We start from the raw sequence: 18,141 nt of genomic DNA, 5'->3' as shown, positions 1-18,141 counted from the left end.
GTGTCCATCTGCGGTCACCGGGGCATCGGCGGCCGGAGTGAACGGGGAAGCCGACGTGCCCACCGCGATTGCAGTCACCAGCCCCGACCTGGTGCTCGTGCCGCCCGACGGCCAGGCCCCGGCCGCCGCGGTCCTCCGGCCCCCGGACGCGCAGCCCCTGGACGACGCCGTCGCGCAGACCGCCGCCCTCCTCGACCGCTGCGGCTACGTCGTCGCGCTCTACCCGGACGCGCTCCCCGGACCGTACGCACGACGCCTGCACACCACCCGCTCCGTGCTCGAAAGCGACCGGATGGCGCTCCTGCCGATCGCGCTGCCTCCGCTCGCCGTCGCCGTGCTCGCCCGCCAGTTACGCCAGCTGTCGGTGTCCGACCTGAGCCCCGGCGTCCTCGCCTGCGCCGCCCGCCTCCTCGCCCACTACATCCACGCGGGCGCGCAGCTGGACAGCGTCGCCGGGCTCGACCGGGTCGAGGTCGGCCTCGGCCCGCACGTCAAGTCCTGGCTGCCCGGCACCCGGTTCGCCGTGCTCGCCGGGCCCGACCCGCGGCTCATCCCGGTCGGCGGCGCGGAGCCGCCGGACGGGCCCGGCTTCGCCACCGCCCTCACCGTCGCGCGCGGCCGGCCGCGCAGGGCGGGCCACGAGGACTGGGTCACGGACGTCCTCGCGCCCGCCTGGCGCGTACAGGCCGTCCAGGAGACCGCGCTGCCCGCCGAGTCGGCGCGCTGGTGGGGCACCCGCAAGGCCGTCGAGTTCGCCGCCGCCATCCCGGACGCGACCGTGCTGTACCAACTGGTGGCGTCCGTGCGCAGAGAGGAGTGCCGCTGGTGCGGCCTCGAACTGATCGGTGACCGCTGCGCGTTCTGCTCCGCCGCCGTGGAGCGCGCCGAGCCGCCGGGCCCGCGCGCCGCCGCCCTCGCACCGTCCGTACGAGCCGCCCTGACCAGCCGGTAGGCCGCCGCCCGCCCGCCGGCGACGCACCGCCGGCCGACGTCCCCGAACGAGGTTGCCCGTCCCATGAATTCACGCCAGCGCCGCGGAGTCATCCTGCTGCTCCTGTCGGTCCTGTGTGCCGTCGGCGCGTTCGTCGGGGTCTTCTCCGTCCTCCACGACGTGGAGTCGAAGGTCGGCCCGGAGACCACGGCGTACCGGCTGAAATCGGATGTGTCCGCCTACAAGGAGCTGGACGCCGCCCAGTTCGAGCGGATAAAGATGCCCAAGCGCTGGCTTCCGGCCACCGCCGTCACCGACCTCGGCGACCTGCGCGGCAAGATCGCCGTCACCCCGCTGCGCAAGGGCTCGCTGCTCCAGGACGACATGATCGTCTCGCGGCCCGCGCTCCGGCCCGGCCAGCAGGAGATCGCCATCATGATCGACGCGGCGACCGGCGTGGCCGGGAAGATCAACCCCGCCGACAAGGTCAACATCTACGCGACCTTCGACGGCAAGGAGCAGGGCACCAAGCCCGTATCCAAGATCATCGTCGGCGGCGCGCAGGTCCTCGCCGTCGGCAAGCTCACGGCCCTCGATCCCAACAACGCCGACCACGGCTCCAACCCCACCACCCGGCGCGCCGGGGAGGCGGTCCCCATCACCTTCGCCCTCGACACCAAGGACGCCCAGCGCGTCGCGTACGCGGAGTCCTTCGCCTCCCACGTCCGCCTCGCCCTCGTCGCCCCCGGCGGCGACGACACGATCAGCCCGGGCGACCGCACCTACACCCTCGACGGCGACAAGTAGAGGCAGGGGACACGGTGACGATCAGAATCCTCGCGGCCGTCGGCGACCCGGACGTCGCCCGCGCCGTCAGCGGGACGCTCGGCCAGCTCCCCGGCGTCGAACCCATGGAGCCGGCCGGCGACTCCACCCGCCTCCTCGACACCCTGGCGGCGCTCGCCGCCGTCGCCGTCGAGGAACTGCCCGAAGTCGTCCTGGTCCACGAACGGCTCGGCCCCGTCCCCGCCCTGGAGGTCATCCGCGACGTCGCCCTGCGCTTCCCGGCCGTCGGCGTCGTCCTCGTCACCGCCGACGCCGGACCCGCCCTCTACTCCGCCGCCATGGACTCCGGCGCGCGCGGCATCGTCGCGCTCCCCCTCTCGTACGACGAGGTCGGCACCCGAGTCCAGGCCGCCGCGCACTGGGCCACGGGCGTCCGACGCCACCTGGGCAGCGGCCCCGAAGGCGCACCGGCCGGGCCCGGCGGGCGGCTCGTCGCGGTGATCGGCGCGAAGGGCGGCGTGGGCGCCACCGTCACGGCCGTACAGCTCGCGCTCGCCGCGCACTCGGCGGGCCGCAGCGTGGCGCTCGTCGACATGGACCTCCAGTCCGGCGACATCGCCTCCTACCTGGACGTCCAGTTCCGCCGCTCCATCGCCGACCTGGCCGGCATCAGCGACATCTCGCCGCGCGTCCTCCAGGACGCCGTCTTCCCGCACCCCACGGGGCTCGCCCTGCTGCTCGCGCCGGGGGAGGGGGAGCGCGGCGAGGAGGTCGGCGACCTCGCCTCCCGGCAGATCATCGGCGCCCTGCGGGCCCGCTACGAACTGGTCGTCATCGACTGCGGCACCCAGATCACCGCCGCGGGCGCCGCCGCCGTCGAATCCGCCGACCTCGCGCTCCTCGTCACGACGCCGGACGTGGTGTCCGTACGGGCCGCCAAACGCATGGTGCGGCTCTGGGACCGGCTCCAGATCCGCAAGGCCGAGGACACCACGACGGTCGTCAACCGGCACACCCGCGGCTCCGAGATCCAGCCGCCGCTGGTCGCCCGCACCACCGGCACCCGCACCGCCCGCACCCCCATCCCCGCGGGCTACAAGGAACTGCAACCGGCCGTCGACTCCGGCCGGATGCAGGACCTGGACGCCAAGTCGGCCGTCAAGCAGGCGCTGTGGGCGCTGGCGGCCGAACTGGGCCTGATCGAGGCGCCGGACGGCGGCGGGCGCGCCGCGCGCGGCGGCAGCCACGCCGACCGCTCCGCCGAGCGCGCCTCCGTCACGGCCGGGCTGCGGCGACGGCGCGCCATAGGGAGCGGCAGCGGCAGCGGCGGCGGCAGTGAGAGGACGGGCGCGGACCAGCTCTCCCCCGTGCCCACCAACACCGGCAGATTCCGCAAGCGCCTGGGCGGCGACCGGGGACAGGTCGCCGTGGAGTTCGTGGGCGTGCTCCCGCTGATCCTGGTGGTGCTGGTCGTCGTCTGGCAGTGCGTCCTGGTCGGGTATACGTACTCGCTGGCCGGAAACGCTGCGGACAAGGGCGCGCGGGCGGGCGCCACGGGAGGCGCGGCGGCCTGTTCCGGCGCGGCCCACAAGGACCTGCCCGGCGCCTGGTCCGCGGGGACGATCGACTGCGGCCCCTCCGGGGACATGGCGCGGGCCTCGGTGGACCTGAAGGTCCCGGTGCTCTTCCCGGGCGTACTCGACTGGCCATGGGCGGTACGGGGCTCGGCGGCGGCGCCCAGGGAGGAGCCGCGGTATGGCGAGGGGTGAGCGGGCGGGAGATACCCCTGGCGCGGGCGGCTCGTATGGCTCGTACGGTCGAAGGGGCCGTCCGGGGCGGGCTCGCCGCGACCGCGACCGGGGCTCCGCCGCGATCGAGTTCCTCGGGTTCCTGCCCCTCCTGCTCGTCATCGGGCTGGCCGCCATCCAGCTGGGCCTGGCCGCGTTCGCCGCGCAGCAGGCCGGGAGCGCGGCGCGGGCCGCCGCCCGTACGGCCACGCTCGACGACTCCGGGATGTCGCCGGAGGGCGCGGGCAAGGCCGCCGTGAGCGGCTGGCTGGCGGGCCGCACCGACGTCGGCGCGGCCCTGTGCGACGGCGGCGGGCAGACCACCGGCAGCGCCACCGTCGAGATCCCCGCCGTCCTCCCCTTCGACTTCGGTACGGCCACCCGCACCGCCACCATGCCCTGCCCCGCGGACCCCAGGAGCACCCCATGAGCCTACGGGCGCGGATCGTCGCCCCCGAAAGCCCCGCGGACGGCCGGGAGTCGAGCCACCTCGTCCCCGTCTACCGGGCGAAGCTGCTCGAAGAGATCGACCTCGCCGAGATGTCGTCGCTGGCGGCGGCCGAGCGGCGCAGCCGCCTGGAGCGGGTACTCGGCCACATCATCAGCCGCGAGGGCCCGGTCCTGTCCACCGCCGAACGCGACCGGCTGATCCGGCGCGTCGTCGACGAGGCGCTCGGCCTCGGCGTGCTCGAACCGCTCCTCGAAGACCCCTCCATCACCGAGATCATGGTCAACGGGCCCGACCAGATCTACGTCGAGCGGTCGGGGCGGGTCGAGCCGGTGCCCGTGCGGTTCGCCTCGCACGAACAGCTGATGCAGACCATCGAGCGGATCGTCTCCACCGTCAACCGCCGCGTGGACGAGTCGAATCCGATGGTCGACGCCCGGCTGCCGTCCGGCGAGCGCGTCAACGTCATCATCCCGCCGCTCGCCCTCAACGGCGCCACCCTCACCATCCGGCGCTTCCCGCGCGCGTACACGCTGCACGAGCTGATCGGTATGGGCACGCTGGACGCGACGATGCTGGCGCTGCTCGCCGCGCTCGTACGGGCCAAGTTCAACCTGGTCGTCTCCGGCCCGACGGGCTCCGGCAAGACGACCCTGCTGAACGCGCTCTCCGGCCTCATCCCCGAGGGCGAGCGCATCATCACCGTCGAGGACGCCGCCGAACTCCAGCTCCAGCAGGCGCACGTCATCCGCCTCGAATCGCGCCCGCCCAACGTCGAGGGCAACGGCCGCATCACCATTCGCGACCTCGTACGGAACTCCCTGCGCATGCGCCCCGACCGCATCATCGTCGGCGAGGTGCGCGGCGGTGAGACCCTCGACATGCTCCAGGCCATGTCCACCGGCCACGACGGCTCGCTCGCCACCGTGCACGCCAACAGCGCCGAGGACGCGCTGATGCGGCTCCAGACGCTGGCCTCCATGTCCGAGGTGAAGATCCCGTACGAGGCGCTCCAGGACCAGATCAACAGCGCCGTCGACTGCATCGTCCAGCTCACCCGCGCCGCCGACGGATCGCGGCGGGTCAGCGAGATCGCCATCCTCGACTCGCACGGGCACGAGGACTACCGCATCGCCACCGTCTGCCGCTTCGACGCCGAGCCGCTGCGCGCGGACCGGGTCGTACGCGGCCGGTTCGGCTGCTTCCCGATCCCGGAGCGGGTCGCGGAACGGCTGCGGCTGGCGGACGAACCCGTGCCGCCCGGCTTCGGCGTCGCCGCGTTCCCCGCGGAGCTGCACACCAGGGCGGCCCGGCAGTCCCGCACCGGCGAGGCGGGGCGGTTCCACACCGGAGAGGCAGGGCAGAGGTAGCCAGCCATGAACGATCTCGGCAATCTCGCACAGCTGACGGTCGGCGCCACCCTGGTGTGCTGCGCGCTGGCCGTCGCGGGCGTGCAGGCGTACGCGGCCGGCAAGGCCCAGCGCCGCGCGCTCATCGACCGCCTCACCGAGACCCCGGCCCCGCCCCCGGCCGGCCGGGCACGCCACTTCGCGGCCTTCGACCGCCGGCTGCGCGCCACCCGCGCGGGCCGGCGGCTGGCCTGGCGCCTCGCCTCGACCGGAATGGACGTGACGCCCGCCGAGTTCACGGTGTACACGGCGGGGGCGGCGATCGGGCTGTGGCTGGTGGCCGCCGGGGCGCTCGCGCCGTTCTTCGGGCCGCTGGCGGCGGCCGTCGCCGTCTGGTCGGCCTTCGCGTTCCTCGGCTGGCAGCGGCGCAAGCGCATCGAGAAGTTCATCGGCCAGCTCCCCGAACTCTCCCGCATCCTCGCCAACGCCACCCAGGCCGGGCTGGCGCTGCGCACGGCGCTCGGCATGGCCGCCGACGAGATGGAGGCCCCGGCCGCCGAGGAACTGGCCAAGGTCTCCGACAAGCTGGCGGTCGGGCACTCCATCGACGACGCGCTGGGCGAACTCGCGGAGCGCCTGCCCTCCCGCGAACTGGTCGTCCTGGTCACGACGCTCGTGCTGGCCAACCGGGCGGGCGGCGCGGTCGTCAGCTCGCTGCGCAACCTCACGCAGACGCTGGAGGAACGCAAGGAGACGCGGCGGGAGGTCCGTACGCAGCTCTCACAGGTGACCGTGACGGCATACGTCGTACCGCTGATGGGCATCTGCACGCTGCTGCTGATGGACCGGATCGCGCCCGGCTCGATCGACCGGATGACGGCGTCGTTCCTGGGCAAGGCGGCGGTCGTGGCCGCCTTCGGCCTGTACGGGCTCGGCTTCTTCCTCATCCGCCGCATGTCGAAGATCGACGTCTGACCCCGAGGAGGCGGCGACCCCATGGAACTCCTGCTGGCCCTGGTCATCGGCCTCGCCGTGGCGGGCATCTGCTACGGCATCGCCCTCTACCGCAGCGAGGCGAAGCTCCCCGCCGACCTCGTCCTCGCCCTGGAGGTCGGCGCGACCCGCACGACGGCGGTCGGCTCCGCCGTGGACCGCCTCGGCATGCGGTACGCGCCGCTCGTGCTGCGGCTCATGGGCGAGAAGCGGGTCGACCGGGTCAGACGGCGCATCGACCGGGCGGGCAACCCGGGCGGCCTGACCGTCGACCGGTACGCGGCCCGGCGCGCCGTCTACGGCGGGCTGGGCTTCGGCGGCGCGCTGGTCATGCTCGTACAGGGCCGCCTGCTGCTCGCCCTGCTGCTGATCGCCTTCGGCCTCTTCTGGATCGAGGTCGGAATCTGGGCGGCGGTGCGCGAACGGCGGGACGCTATCGAACGGACGCTGCCCGACTTTCTGGACGTACTGGCGGTGGTGGTGAGCGCGGGGCTGAGTTTCCGCCAAGCTCTCGACCGGGTGTCCGAGAAATACGAGGGCCCGTGGGCCGATGAATTGCGCATCACCCTGCGCCAGATGGATCTCGGCGTAAGCCGCCGCCAGGCATTCGAAGAGCTACGCAAACGCAATGACTCCGAGCAAGTGGCCCAATTCGTCACCGCCTTGCAGCAGGGCGAGGACCTGGGCTCGCCGATCGTCGAGACGCTCATCAGCATCTCCAACGACATGCGCCGCACCGACGCCCAACTGGCCCGCAGGCGCGCGGCGCGGGCCGTGCCCAGGGCCACGATGGTCATCACGACCTTCATGGTCCCGGGCACGATGATCCTGCTCGTGGCGGGTTTCTTCCTGGGCTCGGGCATGGATTTCGGCACCATCACGGGGGATTGACCGCCACCGCCCACCGAGAGGACGCCCCATGCCGTTACGGCCCCGACCTCGCCCTCGCCCGCCCACGGCCGGCACGCGCCCGGCCCTCGCCCCGCCCCGGCACCGCGCGAACTCGGCCGACTTGCGTCAAGCGCCTTCGCGTCTGCAACCCCGTGTGGGACAGTCATGGCCCGAGAACCCCTCCACGGGCGTGGCTGAGCGGGGGTGAGACCGATGAGCCGCGAGATGCGTAAGAAACGCATGGGAACTGTGGTGTTTCAACTCCCTGAACGGGGAAGGCAATGGTGCCGGGTGCACTGTTCCGCGCCTGGTGTTTCGGCGTACTTTTCTCGTGTCACGAGCGGCATGACGGGGACGCACACCACGCGGACTGACTCGCCGGACCAGCCGAGGCGGCCCGGCCATGGAGGGGAACACGATGGGCAAGCGCTTCTGGGGAGTCCGGGCGGTCCGGGGAGCATGGGCGCACCGGGTGCGACGGGGACCGGCCTGGCGCAGCGACCGGGGCCAGACGTCGATCGAGTATCTGGGGATCATCGCGGTAGTGGTGGCGATCATCCTGGTCCTGACGACCACGGACTTCGGCGGCATGATCGCCGGAGCGATCTCGAACAAGATCTCCCAAGTCACCGGCATCTGACGGAGCCGTCCCGGACACGCTGGACGCAGACGCCCCCAGCGCGCTGCGGCAGGGGCGACGCCGGGCAGTCCTTCCCCATCTACATCACGGCTGTGGCCGGCATCCTCTTCATCGCCCTGGCCTTCTTCGCCGTGGGCCAGGCCGGAGCCAAGAAGAACGGCGCGCAGACGGCGGCGGACGCGTCCGCTCTCGCCGCCGCCCAGGACTACCGGGATCAGCTCCTCGACGGTTTCCTCAAAGACATCGGCGACGAAAGGGCCCGTGTCGACTGGCTGAGCGGCAGGGGAGCCGACAGACTTCAGGCCTGCGACGCGGCGGGGGCCTTCGCCGCGAAGAACGACGCCGAGGTCGATGTGTGCGACCCGCTCCCGGACTTCACGTCCACGGCCTTCACGGTCAAGGTCACGTCCCTCGGGTCCGTGGGCCGCTCGGTCGTGCCCGGCACGGAGAACCGCAAGGCACACGCCGGGGCGAAGGCCGTCGTCGAGCCCCGCTGCGTCGTGGCTCCCGACGCTCCGGGCGACGAGGCGGGGGGCGATGACAAGGGCGACGACAGCGACACCGATGGCAAAGGCGACGACGGCGGCACCGATGGCAAGGGCGACGACAGCGGGGCCGACGACAAGGGCGGCAAGCCGCTCATCGAGCTCATCTGCGACGGGCGCCCGCTGTCCATCGACCCAGAGAAGCCCGACCCCCTTCCCCGAGCCAAGGACCTGTTCACCGTCCGCCTCGCCGACTGACGGTCGACCGACGAGCGAAGGAACGCCCCTCATGAGCAATCGGCACACGACGAAGGCCCTAAGGAGCGCGGCCGCGGTGGCGCTCACGGCCACCATGGCCATCGCGGTGACCGGCTGCGGCGGTGACAGCGGCGGACAGAAGTCCGACAAGGACTCGTCCAAGGAATCCGCCGGCCCACGGGGCGACGGCGACAACAAACCAGTAGCCCAGTCGACCACGGCGATCGGCGAGATGAAGGGGGCGGACGGCATCGTCGTGACCCTCAACTCGGCCGTCCGGGACGACGGCGGCTTCGTCACGGTGAACGGCACGGTGACGAACCGGGGGAGCAAGGTGTTCAACGCCTTCGCGTGGCGCTCCAAAGAGACGGAGATGAGGTCGCAGTCATCGATCTCGGGCGCCTCGCTCGTGGACGCCGCGGGGAAGAAGCGCTACCTCATCCTGCGCGACACCGACGGCGAATGCCTCTGCTCGACGGGGCTCTACGGCATCAAGCCCAACGAAAGCCGCCCCATCTTCGCCCAGTTCCCGGCCCCGCCGCAGAGCGTCACGCAGGTCGACTTCCAACTCCCCTCCATGCCCACCGTCAACATCAAGATCTCCGGATGAGCGTCCCCATGACCACGCTCCGGGCCACCCGCCACGGCACACTCCTCGCCGCGGCCCTCGCCGCCGCGCTGCTGACCGTGAACGCGCCGCCTCCCGCCGCACGGGCCGACAGCGGGCCCGGAGTCCCGGCTGATTCCAAGCCCCCGGTGAAGATCGACTCCGGCGATCCGGACCTCAAGATGCGCGCCGGAGCCAAGCTCGCACCCGGCCGGGTCCTCGACATCAAGTCCGTCGTCGAGACCGACAACGGCGACGAGCGCCGCGAGGACACCAACGTCGACGTCACCTTCGCCCTCCAGGCCGAAGTCCTCTTCGCCAAGGACAGCGCCAAACTCAGCGGCGCGGCCAACGACCGCATCCGGACCATCGCCGACGAGATCAAGAAGCAGAACGCCACCAGCCTCCGCGTCTTCGGCTTCACGGACAACCTCGGCTCCGCCGCCCACGGCCTCGTCCTGTCCAAACAGCGCGCCGACGCGGTCCAGCGCCAACTCGCCCAGGACCTGGGCTCGTCCTCCCTCTCCTACCAGATCCGCGGCTACGGCGAGGCGTACCCCATCGCCGACAACTCCACCGAAGACGGCCGAAAGAAGAACCGCCGCGTGGAGGTCAGCTTCCCCCGCTCAAAACGCTGACCGAGACCTGACGGGTAATCTTCGGGTCACTGATGACTCTGCGTCGCCCCCGGCGGGATCATGCAGGGGGAATCGATGCCGAGGGTGATCTCCGGGAATCCACCGTCCACTGCCGCAGACTGAATCGCGATGAAGAAGCCACCCTTCTTCGGCCGAGCCTCAAGGATCATGCTCTGCTTGGGGGCTTTGTACGAGCGCTCGGTTGTGATGGTGTAGCCCTCGTCCACGAGTATTTCGCGCAGTTTGTGGGCGGCCTCGTTATGGCGCTCGGCGGGGACCTTGACCCAGGCGCTGTACATCAGTATGAACCTGTCGTCCGTGGCCGTCTCGCCGTTCTTTCCCCCGCACTTCAAGAACCGGGCATCGGGGGTGCGCGGGCCGACGGGCTCGCCTATGCTTTTGGCCAGGCGTTCGGTGAATTTCCGGGCCCAGGTCTGTGCGCTCTCACGGCTCATTCTCGGGAGCGGGGCATTTTTGGCCGTCTCTTCCTTGTCGTCGGACATGCATCCCCCAAGCGTAGTCATCGCGATGGTTGCCGCGAATATTGCGGACAGGACCTTTAGCCGGTAGCGGGCGGAAGGGCGAGTGCCGTGCATTATTTGATTCCCTGCGGAACGTTCGGGAAGGGATTGGCGATACCACCGGAGTAATGGTCCGGGTTCCTGGGCGGTACCGTCGAAGGAGGGTAGCCGGTGATGATTCGTCCCTGGTTGGTCAAGCTTTCACTGGGATTGTTGTCTATGTAGCCCCAGTAGCCGCTGTGCCCGCTGGTGTCCACTTTGAAGTTCTGTGCTCCGAATGTTTGGTTCCGCGTGTCGGCGCCCAGCGCAGTACCGGCGAAGTTGTTAATGATGGGGTCATCCTTGGCCGAGCCGATGAAGACATGCTTGGGGTCGATGTTCAAGTCCTTGGCGTGTTCCACCGTCATGCCGGGACTACCGACCGCAACGATGTTGTCAGCACCCAGCCCGTGACCTCCTGCCGCCCCCGCTCCCACAGTCGTGGACCCATAACTATGTCCTATAACGGTGAGATTGCTGTGGTGGCCCCCTTGCGCGGCCCGCGTACCTTCCGTGAAATGCCGTAGTGTTTCCCCGCCTTCTTTGGCGCGGTCCTGGGATATGACCCCGATGTCCAAGTCGAGATCGGGTATCTTCTCGTTGGGCGGGTCATAGTCGAGCCAGGAGATCACAGCAGTTGAATCGCCGGGCGCACTCCTCATGGCTGCGCCCTGCAGTGCATCGATCCGGTCTATCTCGCCTCCCGTCCCCTCAAGGTCCGAGTTGACCCCGGGCACCAGCACCGCGGTGTTCTTCGCGGTATCAGGGTTGCCCATGGCGACGATAGCCCGGCCGTCGCCCTCGGGCCGGAGTTTCAGCAGATAGAGTTCTCTCCCCTTGGGTGCCCCGTCGGCGGCGTCGAGCTTCTTTTTCAGGGCCTTGAGCCCGTCCTGTTGTTTGTTGAAGACGTCAGGGTTGATGGAGTGTTCCGGCGGCGCCGGATTGAGGTACTGATCCAGCAGAAGCCGATTGGCATCGTCGCGGGCCACCGTCGGCAAACCGTCCAAGCCGCCGATCTGCTTCGGGTACATCGCGATGTACATCTGCTGCTCGTCGTGGCCGAGGTGTTTCCACCACTCGGCGTTCTCTTTGACGTCCTTGCCGTCCGGAATGCCGTACGGGCCGATCCCCAGGTCCTTGGTCACATCGCGGGCCTCCACCGCGGTCTGCCCCAGGGCGTCCTCCTCGTCCAGCAGTTGGGCGCGGACCTCTCCGATCGCCTTCTCCCCGTCGTCGCTGGCCTTCTTCGCGTCCTTGACCGCCTGGTTGATCTTGTCCTGGTGGCCCGTCATGGCCTTGGTGTACTCGGGCAGCACCGTGGCCTGGTCGGGGTCGTGGCGGGCGTCGATCAGCCACTTGGGCAGCGAGACCTGGCCCGTGGTGTCGTCGATGATGTAGTCGTCCCGCTCCGCGCTCTTGATGGCGTTCCTCAGGTCCGTCTGTGCCTGCTTCATCGCCACGCGCGTGGTGTCCAGGACCGTGATGATCAGGATCGCGTCCACGTGCGCCGCCTCCAGCTGCCCCTGGAGCTGTTCCAAGACCGGCTTTCCGGCTTTGGCGCTGTCCCCCTCCCATGCGGACAGGGGGCCGGTGACATGTCTGCGGTGGTCCTTGTGCGCGGTTTCGAGCTTTCTCGCCAGGGACCCCCAGGCCGAGGCGGCCGCCTCCAGGTCGGAGACGTCGAGCTTGAGCAGAAGCTGATAGGCGGTGCTCATCGCTTCAGGTCCCCCGAGAACGTCCGGTAAATGTCGTGGTCGTTCCATGTGTGCATGTCGGCGATGTCCCGGAGCAGGTCTTGGCTCCTGGCGATGCGTTTGCGCATGGCGCTCAGGGCCGTATCCCATTCCTCGGCGCTCGTCTCGACGGCGGTCCCGAAGGACCAGCCTTTCAGCGCGCTCGCCGCGTCCTTGCTCTTGTTCACCGCCTTCTTCACGGGCGGCTCCAGGTCCCTGGCTATGCGGCCGGCGGCTCCAGCGCTCGCCCGCAGGTCATGCGGAGGGATTCCCAGCTTGTCGCTCATAGCGCCCCCTTAATGTCTCTGTCGGTGCCGCACAGGCCATCGGCGCGACGGCGGCATGACACCGGCCAACTCGCGCACTGCTCTTAAGCGTTCGCCCGTGTGACGGGCTGTCAACTCTGTCAGCTCGTGTCGACGGACAGCACGGACGGCCTCCCTACTCGCATGAGTACGGATGCTCATGGACTCGGCTATTCCCCTCTGATATCGCCGCCCACGGCCGGGGGCCGTCAGCCCGGCAGTTTCTGTCCAGGTGTGAGAGAGAGCCCTGGACGGTTCGGATGAAGAGGCGTGGGCGGTATAGGACGTCGTCGCGGGTGAAGCGCAGGAGTTGGCGGATCTGCGGGGAGGACGTGAGTGCGTTGAAGCGGGTGGTGCCTTCCTGGTGGGCCGCTCTGGAGCCGTGCCATGCGAAGCCCTCGATCTCCACGGCCAAACCCTGTTCACGGAAGAGGAAATCCACCCGGCGCATGCGGCCCTGCGCCGTGACCACCTCGGCCTGGGAATCGGGGTGCAGGCCTGCCTCGTGCATCTCCAGTCTCGCCGTGGACTCGGCCGGCGAGCCCGATAACGGGTCGGCCAGGGCCAGTGCCTGTCGGGCCGTGCCGGTGCGGGCGCGGCGCGGGCCCGTGGTGAGGGCCTCGGCCACCTGCCGGAGGTCGGCCATCCCTCTGGCGAACACCGAGTCGGCGGCGATGACCGCCGCATGGCAGGGGAGCGAGCGGAGCAGGTCGCAGGTGGTCCGTACGACGGTGGTGACCCGGATGCCGTCGACGTCCGTGATCTCCTCCTCGGTCAGGGGGAGGCCGTGCACCCTCATGCCGTACACCGTGACCGACGCCGCGCCCGCGGCGTCCGTCAGCTCTATGGGGTGGGGTCCGCGGCCCACCTCGATGCGGTGGGCCGCGGCCGCCGTGCGGTGGCTGACGGTGAGTCGCGGGCGCTGAAGCTGAATGGCCCGGAGCCGCAGCCGTAGATCGACGTCCTTTCCGGGCGCGGCCCACGCGCCCCGGTACATCGCGGTCCAACCCGCCCGGCGCAGCATGCGCGCGGTGAGTGAGGAGTTGAGGCCGAAGGCGGCGGCCTGTGAGGAGAAAAGGATGCCGCCCTGAGCCATCGCCAGATCGTGCAAGGTGTCGTTGTCCGCCGTCATTGCCCAAGCACAGCGCACCTTCGCCGCCTTCGCGACCCCTGTGGACAACTCCGGCGGCGCCCTGTGGACAGCGCCGCGGCACGTCAGAACCCCCGCCCGGCCGCCGGCTTCCGGGCCGGCCGGCAGTCCGCCGCCGCATCGGGGTGTCCGGCACTGCGGTCGGCGGGCAGGATGGGGCTACCGGGGGGTATGGGTGAGGGAGGCGGGAAATGAAGGGCCGCAAGAGGGCGTTGGTGATGGCGGGGACAGTGGTGACGGGCCTCGGGCTCGCCGCCGGGCCCGCCGGGGCCGTCGGCGTCGTCGATGCCGGGGGCGGGGCGCCTGCCTCGTACCGGATGGCCCCCAACGCCGCCCCCGTCCGGGGCTCGGCCGCCGGTGACGGCGGCCCGCGACTGCGGCCCGGCGCGCACACATACAAGGACAGCGTCAAACCGGGCGAGAGGAAGTACTACGGCGTCGACTTGGACGCCGTCTCCAACGCGTACATATCGGCCGTCGCCGTGCCCCGGCCCGGCGCCACGATGGGGATGCGGGACGGCATCGACGTCTCGCTCCAGACCGCCGACGGCATGCGGTGCGGCATCAGCCACCACCGCTCCTTCCTCACGACGGGCGGGGCCTACCCCGTCAGCGACTACGCGGACCGCGTGATCAAGTCGGGCGGCGCCTGCCAGGCGGCCGGCACGTACCGCTTCGTCGTCGAGCGCGGGGAGGCGGTGGGCGGGGACGCGGCGGCGGTGCCCGTCGAGCTCAAGTACGTCTCCACGCCCCTGCGGAAGCAGAAGCAGACCACGAAGCCGCCCGGCCCCGAGCCCATCGCTCCGTCCGGGAGCGCTCCGTCCGGAAGTGCGGCTTCCGGCGCTCCCCGCGGCATCTCCGGGGGCACCGGGTTCAACGACGCCCCGGCCGCGCCTACCGGAGTGTGGACGGACGCCATTCGGCCTGGCGAGACGCGCTTCTACCGCGTGCCCGTCGACTGGGGCCAGCAGCTCTATGTCGACGCGGAGTTCGGGGCGGACACATCGGCTACATCGACCACGTCAGCGACATCGGCGGGGACGGCGGGGACGGCGGGGACGGCGGGGACGGCGGGGACGGCGGGGACGGCGGGGACGGCGGGGACGGCGGGGACGGCGGGGACGGCGGGGACGGCGGGGAAACCGTACGTGATCAACGGTCTACGGATGGGGCTGAGCAACACCGCGCGCGGCTACGTGGCCAACAAGACCGCCGGCTACCAGGGCAAACCCGCGACCCTCTCCCTCGACACCGTCCCCGCGGAGCCCGGCAACGCGACCGGCACCGCGCTCGCCGAGTCCGCCAAGGCGATGCGGTTCGCCGGTTCGTACTACCTCCAGGTCAGCGTCAACCCGAAGGTCGCGGAAGGGGGTTCGGGCGCCGTCCCCGTAACGCTCCGGATCGACGTCACCAAGGACGGCAAACCGAGGCCGACGCCCAGTGCGAGCGCCGCCGCCGGGGCGGACGCCGGACAGCAGTCGGCCGGCGCGAGCGGTCGCGGGGACGGGCAGAAGCGGGTCCTCGGGTACGCGGGCGTCGGCACCGGATCGGCGCTGCTGCTCTGGCTCGGCGGCTGGAAGGCCGTGGCACGCCGTCGGGCCCGGCAGTAACCCCTGTCAGCAGCCCCCGTCAGCCGAAGGCGAGTTCCAGGGGCTCAGGCCGAAGGGCCCTGCCGCCTCTGACCGTTCACGCGCGAATCGCCACGCGCACCCCCGCGTGCAGCCCCCAGCGCTCCATCGCCCCCGCCTCCGCCTCCAGGATGTGACGCGAGCGCGGGCGGGGGACGCCGAGACGCCCGGGGCGCATGGTGCGTACGGCCAGGACCGTCAAGTCCCGGTCGAGGTAGGCGACGTCGACGGGGAACCGCATCCGGAAGGTGTGCACGCTCGTGGCGGGCGTGAGGAGCAGTGCGCCCCCGATGCCGTCGCGGCCGAGCAGCCCGCGGGTACGGGCGCGGTACGAGGCGGCGATCTCCAATGGCACCGCCACATCGGGAAGATGGAGTTGGGATCTGCCGTCCTGCCAGCGGGCCATGGCGTTCGTTCTATCAGACGGTCACGCCGCGCGCGGGGTCCGTAGGCTCGGGTCGTGCACGCGCTGCTGCTGATCCTCGCCCTGCTCTACGGCGCCGCCGCGGGGGCGCTGGTGCCGCGCCCGCTCTACCGGCTGGCCGTGGAGCCCGACCGGCCCTGGCGTTCGGCCTGCCCGCGCGGGCATCCGATAGCGGGGTGGGCGGGACGCGCGGTGTGCCGGCGTTGTCCGGTGGGGTTACGGGCGTACGGGCCGGGGTCGGGGCCGCGCCCGTGGTGGTGGGCCGTGGTGACCGCCGTCGTGTGCGCGGTGCTGGCGGCCGCGGTCGGAGCCCGGCCCGAGCTGGCGGTGTGGCTGCTCGCCGCCCCGGTCGGCGTGGTGCTGGCCGGTGTCGACCGGGCGGTGCGGCGGCTGCCGGACGTCCTCACGCTCCCGCTGGCCGCCGGGGTGGCGGCGCTGCTCGGGCCGGCCGCGCTGATCCCCGGCGCCGCCGGGTCGTGGACAGGGGCGCTGCTCGGCGGTGTGGCGCTGGCCGGCGGGTATTTCGTGCTGTTCCTGATCAGTCCGAGCGGCATGGGCTTCGGGGACGTGAAGTTGGCCGTCGGGCTGGGGTGCGCGCTGGGCTGGTACGGCTGGAGCGTGCTCTTCGCGGGCGCGTTTCTCGGGTTGTTGCTGGGGTCGGTGTACGGGGTGTGGCTGATGCTGTCGGGGCGCGGACGGCGCGGTACGACGATGGCACTGGGCCCCTACATGATCGCCGGAGCGTGGCTGGGGCTGCTGCTGGGCGGGGCGATGGCGTGACCTGGTGTTTTCAGGGCGTGGCGGCGTACGCGAGGAGCTCACGGGTGGCGAAGGGGCGTACGCGGCGCGCGGAGCGAACGCGTGAAAGCCTCGGATGTCCTGGTTAAGACTGAATTCGGCACGGAGTAAACGAATTGCCGCATAAGGTAGTTCATACGGGCGTATGTGCCCTACAGTCGCTTACGCACTGCTCACACGCGACTGCTGGAAGTGCATCGCGCGGTCCTGCCTGGAATCTCCTGCCCTGGGAGAGGCGGGCCCGCGTCAGGGAGACGAGCCACCAGCTGTCGCACGTGTGACGTCAAGTCGATGATGACGATGGGGGACGCTCTCGGGTGGGACGGCTGAAGGGGAGCGCCGCGCGAGCCCGTTCTACGGCGTACGCCCTCCGGCGTCGGGGCCGGCGGGGGGTGAGGCCGCCCCGGCGGAGCACCCGGCGAAGACCCGCCGCGGCCCGGTCCGTCAGCGCGACACGCGCCGTCACCCGCGCCGATGCACAGAGCACGCCCTCCGAGCGGTTATGGTGGAAACCCCCCCTCGGGCCGGTCCGTAACCCCCCCCCCACGGACCGGCCCGCTTTTTATGGGCCCCTGCCAGGGCCACTCCCAGGCCCCTTCGGGGCCCTTTTCGCGGCCTCAGCTTTCTACGACGTTTCTGCGACGCTTCCTACGACCTCCGTGCCCAGATGTTGACTCCCTCGGTGCTCACCGCGAAGGAGTCGATCTCCGCCAGCTCCTCCGCGGTCAGCTCCGGCGCGTCCAGCGCCGCCACGTTCGCCTCCAGCTGCCGCACGCTCGACGCGCCGATCAGCGCCGACGTCATCCGCTCGTCGCGCAGCACCCAGTTCAGGGCGAGCTGCGCCAGCGACTGGCCGCGCCGCCGCGCGATCTCGTTCAGCCCGCGCAGCCGCCGTACGACCTCGTCGGTGAACAGCTCCGGATCCAGCGACTTGCCCTGCGCGGCGCGCGAGTCGGCGGGGATGCCGTCCAGGTACTTGTCGGTCAGCATCCCCTGCGCCAGCGGCGCGAAGGAGATGCAGCCCATGCCCTCCGCCTCCAGCGTGTCGAGGAGCGCCTCGTCCTCGGTCCACCGGTTGATCATGGAGTAGGAGGGCTGGTGGATCAGGGCCGGCACCCCCATGTCCCGCAGCAGCCGGGCCGCCTCGCGGGTCTGCTCGGAGTTGTACGAGGAGACGCCCGCGTAGAGCGCCTTGCCCCGCTGGACGGCGGACGCGAGCGCGCCCATCGTCTCCTCCAGCGGCGTGTCGGGGTCGAAGCGGTGCGAGTAGAAGATGTCCACGTACTCGACGCCCATTCGCTTCAGCGAAGCGTCGAGCGAGGACAGCAAGTACTTGCGGGAGCCCCACTCGCCGTACGGACCGGGGTGCATCCCGTAGCCGGCCTTGGTGGACAGGACGAGCTCGTCGCGGTAGGCGCGGAAGTCCTGGGCGAACAGCTTGCCGAAGTTCAGTTCGGCCGAGCCCGCGGGCGGCCCGTAGTTGTTGGCCAGGTCGAAGTGGGTCACGCCCAGGTCGAAGGCGCGGCGCAGGATCGCGCGCTGCGACTCCAGGGCGCGGTCGTCGCCGAAGTTGTGCCACAGGCCGAGGGAGATCGCGGGGAGTTTGAGCCCGCTGCGCCCCGTACGCCGGTACTCCATGGAGTCGTAGCGTTCGTCGGCGGCGCGGTAGTACGAGGGGTCGTTCATGTTGTTCTGCCTATCACGGAGTTGTGACAGGGCGGGTTGGGTGA

The 18,141-nt window shown here is 70.9% G+C and carries 19 protein-coding genes; 13 read left to right on the top strand and 6 right to left on the bottom strand.

Translation table 11 applies throughout. The features are described from left to right. Window positions 1-55: 55 nt before the first annotated feature. The 11 genes from AB0I22_RS04040 (at window position 56) to AB0I22_RS03990 (ending at window position 9,813) form a co-directional block, all read left to right on the top strand. Complete coding sequence (locus AB0I22_RS04040; protein ID WP_363129020.1) at window positions 56-952, top strand: hypothetical protein; 897 nt, start codon at window positions 56-58, stop codon at window positions 950-952. Between the two features lie 63 nt (window positions 953-1,015). Further along, complete coding sequence (gene cpaB, locus AB0I22_RS04035; protein WP_363129019.1) at window positions 1,016-1,738, top strand: Flp pilus assembly protein CpaB; 723 nt, start codon at window positions 1,016-1,018, stop codon at window positions 1,736-1,738. A 14-nt stretch (window positions 1,739-1,752) separates the two neighbouring features. Further along, the gene (locus tag AB0I22_RS04030) at window positions 1,753-3,486 is read left to right on the top strand and encodes an AAA family ATPase (protein WP_363129018.1); all 1,734 of its coding nucleotides are present in this window, start codon (window positions 1,753-1,755) and stop codon (window positions 3,484-3,486) included. Further along, entirely contained in the window at window positions 3,473-3,934 is a 462-nt protein-coding gene (locus tag AB0I22_RS04025; protein ID WP_363129017.1) for a TadE/TadG family type IV pilus assembly protein, read from the top strand. Before AB0I22_RS04030 ends, AB0I22_RS04025 begins: the two co-directional genes overlap by 14 nt. After that, window positions 3,931-5,322, top strand: coding sequence for a CpaF family protein (locus AB0I22_RS04020; RefSeq protein WP_363129016.1), 1,392 nt, complete (start codon window positions 3,931-3,933; stop codon window positions 5,320-5,322). Before AB0I22_RS04025 ends, AB0I22_RS04020 begins: the two co-directional genes overlap by 4 nt. A 6-nt stretch (window positions 5,323-5,328) precedes the next feature. Next, complete coding sequence (locus AB0I22_RS04015; RefSeq protein ID WP_363129015.1) at window positions 5,329-6,276, top strand: type II secretion system F family protein; 948 nt, start codon at window positions 5,329-5,331, stop codon at window positions 6,274-6,276. Between the two features lie 21 nt (window positions 6,277-6,297). Beyond that, window positions 6,298-7,185 (top strand): DUF5936 domain-containing protein, encoded by an 888-nt coding sequence (locus AB0I22_RS04010; RefSeq protein WP_363129014.1) that lies wholly within the window; start codon window positions 6,298-6,300, stop codon window positions 7,183-7,185. A 403-nt stretch (window positions 7,186-7,588) separates the two neighbouring features. Next, window positions 7,589-7,825, top strand: a complete 237-nt coding sequence (locus AB0I22_RS04005) for a hypothetical protein (protein ID WP_363129108.1) — start codon at window positions 7,589-7,591, stop codon at window positions 7,823-7,825. A 92-nt stretch (window positions 7,826-7,917) separates the two neighbouring features. Beyond that, window positions 7,918-8,568, top strand: coding sequence for a pilus assembly protein TadG-related protein (locus AB0I22_RS04000; protein WP_363129013.1), 651 nt, complete (start codon window positions 7,918-7,920; stop codon window positions 8,566-8,568). A gap of 31 nt (window positions 8,569-8,599) precedes the next feature. Further along, window positions 8,600-9,178 (top strand): hypothetical protein, encoded by a 579-nt coding sequence (locus AB0I22_RS03995; RefSeq protein WP_363129012.1) that lies wholly within the window; start codon window positions 8,600-8,602, stop codon window positions 9,176-9,178. After that, window positions 9,175-9,813 (top strand): OmpA family protein, encoded by a 639-nt coding sequence (locus AB0I22_RS03990; protein WP_363129011.1) that lies wholly within the window; start codon window positions 9,175-9,177, stop codon window positions 9,811-9,813. Before AB0I22_RS03995 ends, AB0I22_RS03990 begins: the two co-directional genes overlap by 4 nt. A 26-nt stretch (window positions 9,814-9,839) precedes the next feature. On the opposite strand, the gene AB0I22_RS03985 is transcribed toward AB0I22_RS03990, so the two are convergent. The 4 genes from AB0I22_RS03985 to AB0I22_RS03970 form a co-directional block, all read right to left on the bottom strand. Further along, on the bottom strand, window positions 9,840-10,316 hold the full coding sequence (locus AB0I22_RS03985) for a hypothetical protein (RefSeq protein ID WP_363129010.1): 477 nt from the start codon (window positions 10,314-10,316) through the stop codon (window positions 9,840-9,842). Between the two features lie 92 nt (window positions 10,317-10,408). Next, window positions 10,409-12,088, bottom strand: a complete 1,680-nt coding sequence (locus tag AB0I22_RS03980; protein WP_363129009.1) for an alpha/beta hydrolase — start codon at window positions 12,086-12,088, stop codon at window positions 10,409-10,411. Beyond that, window positions 12,085-12,393 carry a hypothetical protein gene (locus tag AB0I22_RS03975; RefSeq protein WP_363129008.1) on the bottom strand — a complete coding sequence of 103 codons (309 nt, stop codon included), beginning with the start codon at window positions 12,391-12,393 and terminating at the stop codon, window positions 12,085-12,087. The genes AB0I22_RS03980 and AB0I22_RS03975 overlap by 4 nt, the downstream gene beginning before the upstream one ends. Window positions 12,394-12,547: 154 nt before the next feature. Beyond that, window positions 12,548-13,543, bottom strand: a complete 996-nt coding sequence (locus AB0I22_RS03970; protein WP_363129007.1) for a hypothetical protein — start codon at window positions 13,541-13,543, stop codon at window positions 12,548-12,550. Window positions 13,544-13,752: 209 nt separating this feature from the next. On the opposite strand from AB0I22_RS03970, the gene AB0I22_RS03965 reads away from it, so the two are divergent. Beyond that, window positions 13,753-15,171, top strand: coding sequence for a hypothetical protein (locus AB0I22_RS03965; protein WP_363129006.1), 1,419 nt, complete (start codon window positions 13,753-13,755; stop codon window positions 15,169-15,171). A gap of 76 nt (window positions 15,172-15,247) precedes the next feature. On the opposite strand, the gene AB0I22_RS03960 is transcribed toward AB0I22_RS03965, so the two are convergent. Beyond that, window positions 15,248-15,595, bottom strand: a complete 348-nt coding sequence (locus tag AB0I22_RS03960) for a DUF192 domain-containing protein (protein WP_363129005.1) — start codon at window positions 15,593-15,595, stop codon at window positions 15,248-15,250. 54 nt (window positions 15,596-15,649) lie between these two features. Here AB0I22_RS03960 and AB0I22_RS03955 point away from each other — a divergent pair, with 54 nt between their 5' ends. Next, entirely contained in the window at window positions 15,650-16,393 is a 744-nt protein-coding gene (locus AB0I22_RS03955; protein ID WP_363129004.1) for an A24 family peptidase, read from the top strand. Window positions 16,394-17,059: 666 nt separating this feature from the next. Here the strand turns inward: AB0I22_RS03955 and mgrA are convergent. Then, window positions 17,060-18,097, bottom strand: a complete 1,038-nt coding sequence (gene mgrA, locus AB0I22_RS03950) for an L-glyceraldehyde 3-phosphate reductase (protein WP_363129003.1) — start codon at window positions 18,095-18,097, stop codon at window positions 17,060-17,062. Between the last annotated feature and the right edge of the window lie 44 nt (window positions 18,098-18,141).

Origin of the sequence: Streptomyces sp. NPDC050610 (assembly GCF_040654875.1) — a bacterium.
Classification (GTDB): Bacteria; Actinomycetota; Actinomycetes; order Streptomycetales; family Streptomycetaceae; genus Streptomyces.
Note: the sequence above shows the minus strand (reverse complement) of the source record. Positions and strands in the feature narration are given on the sequence as shown.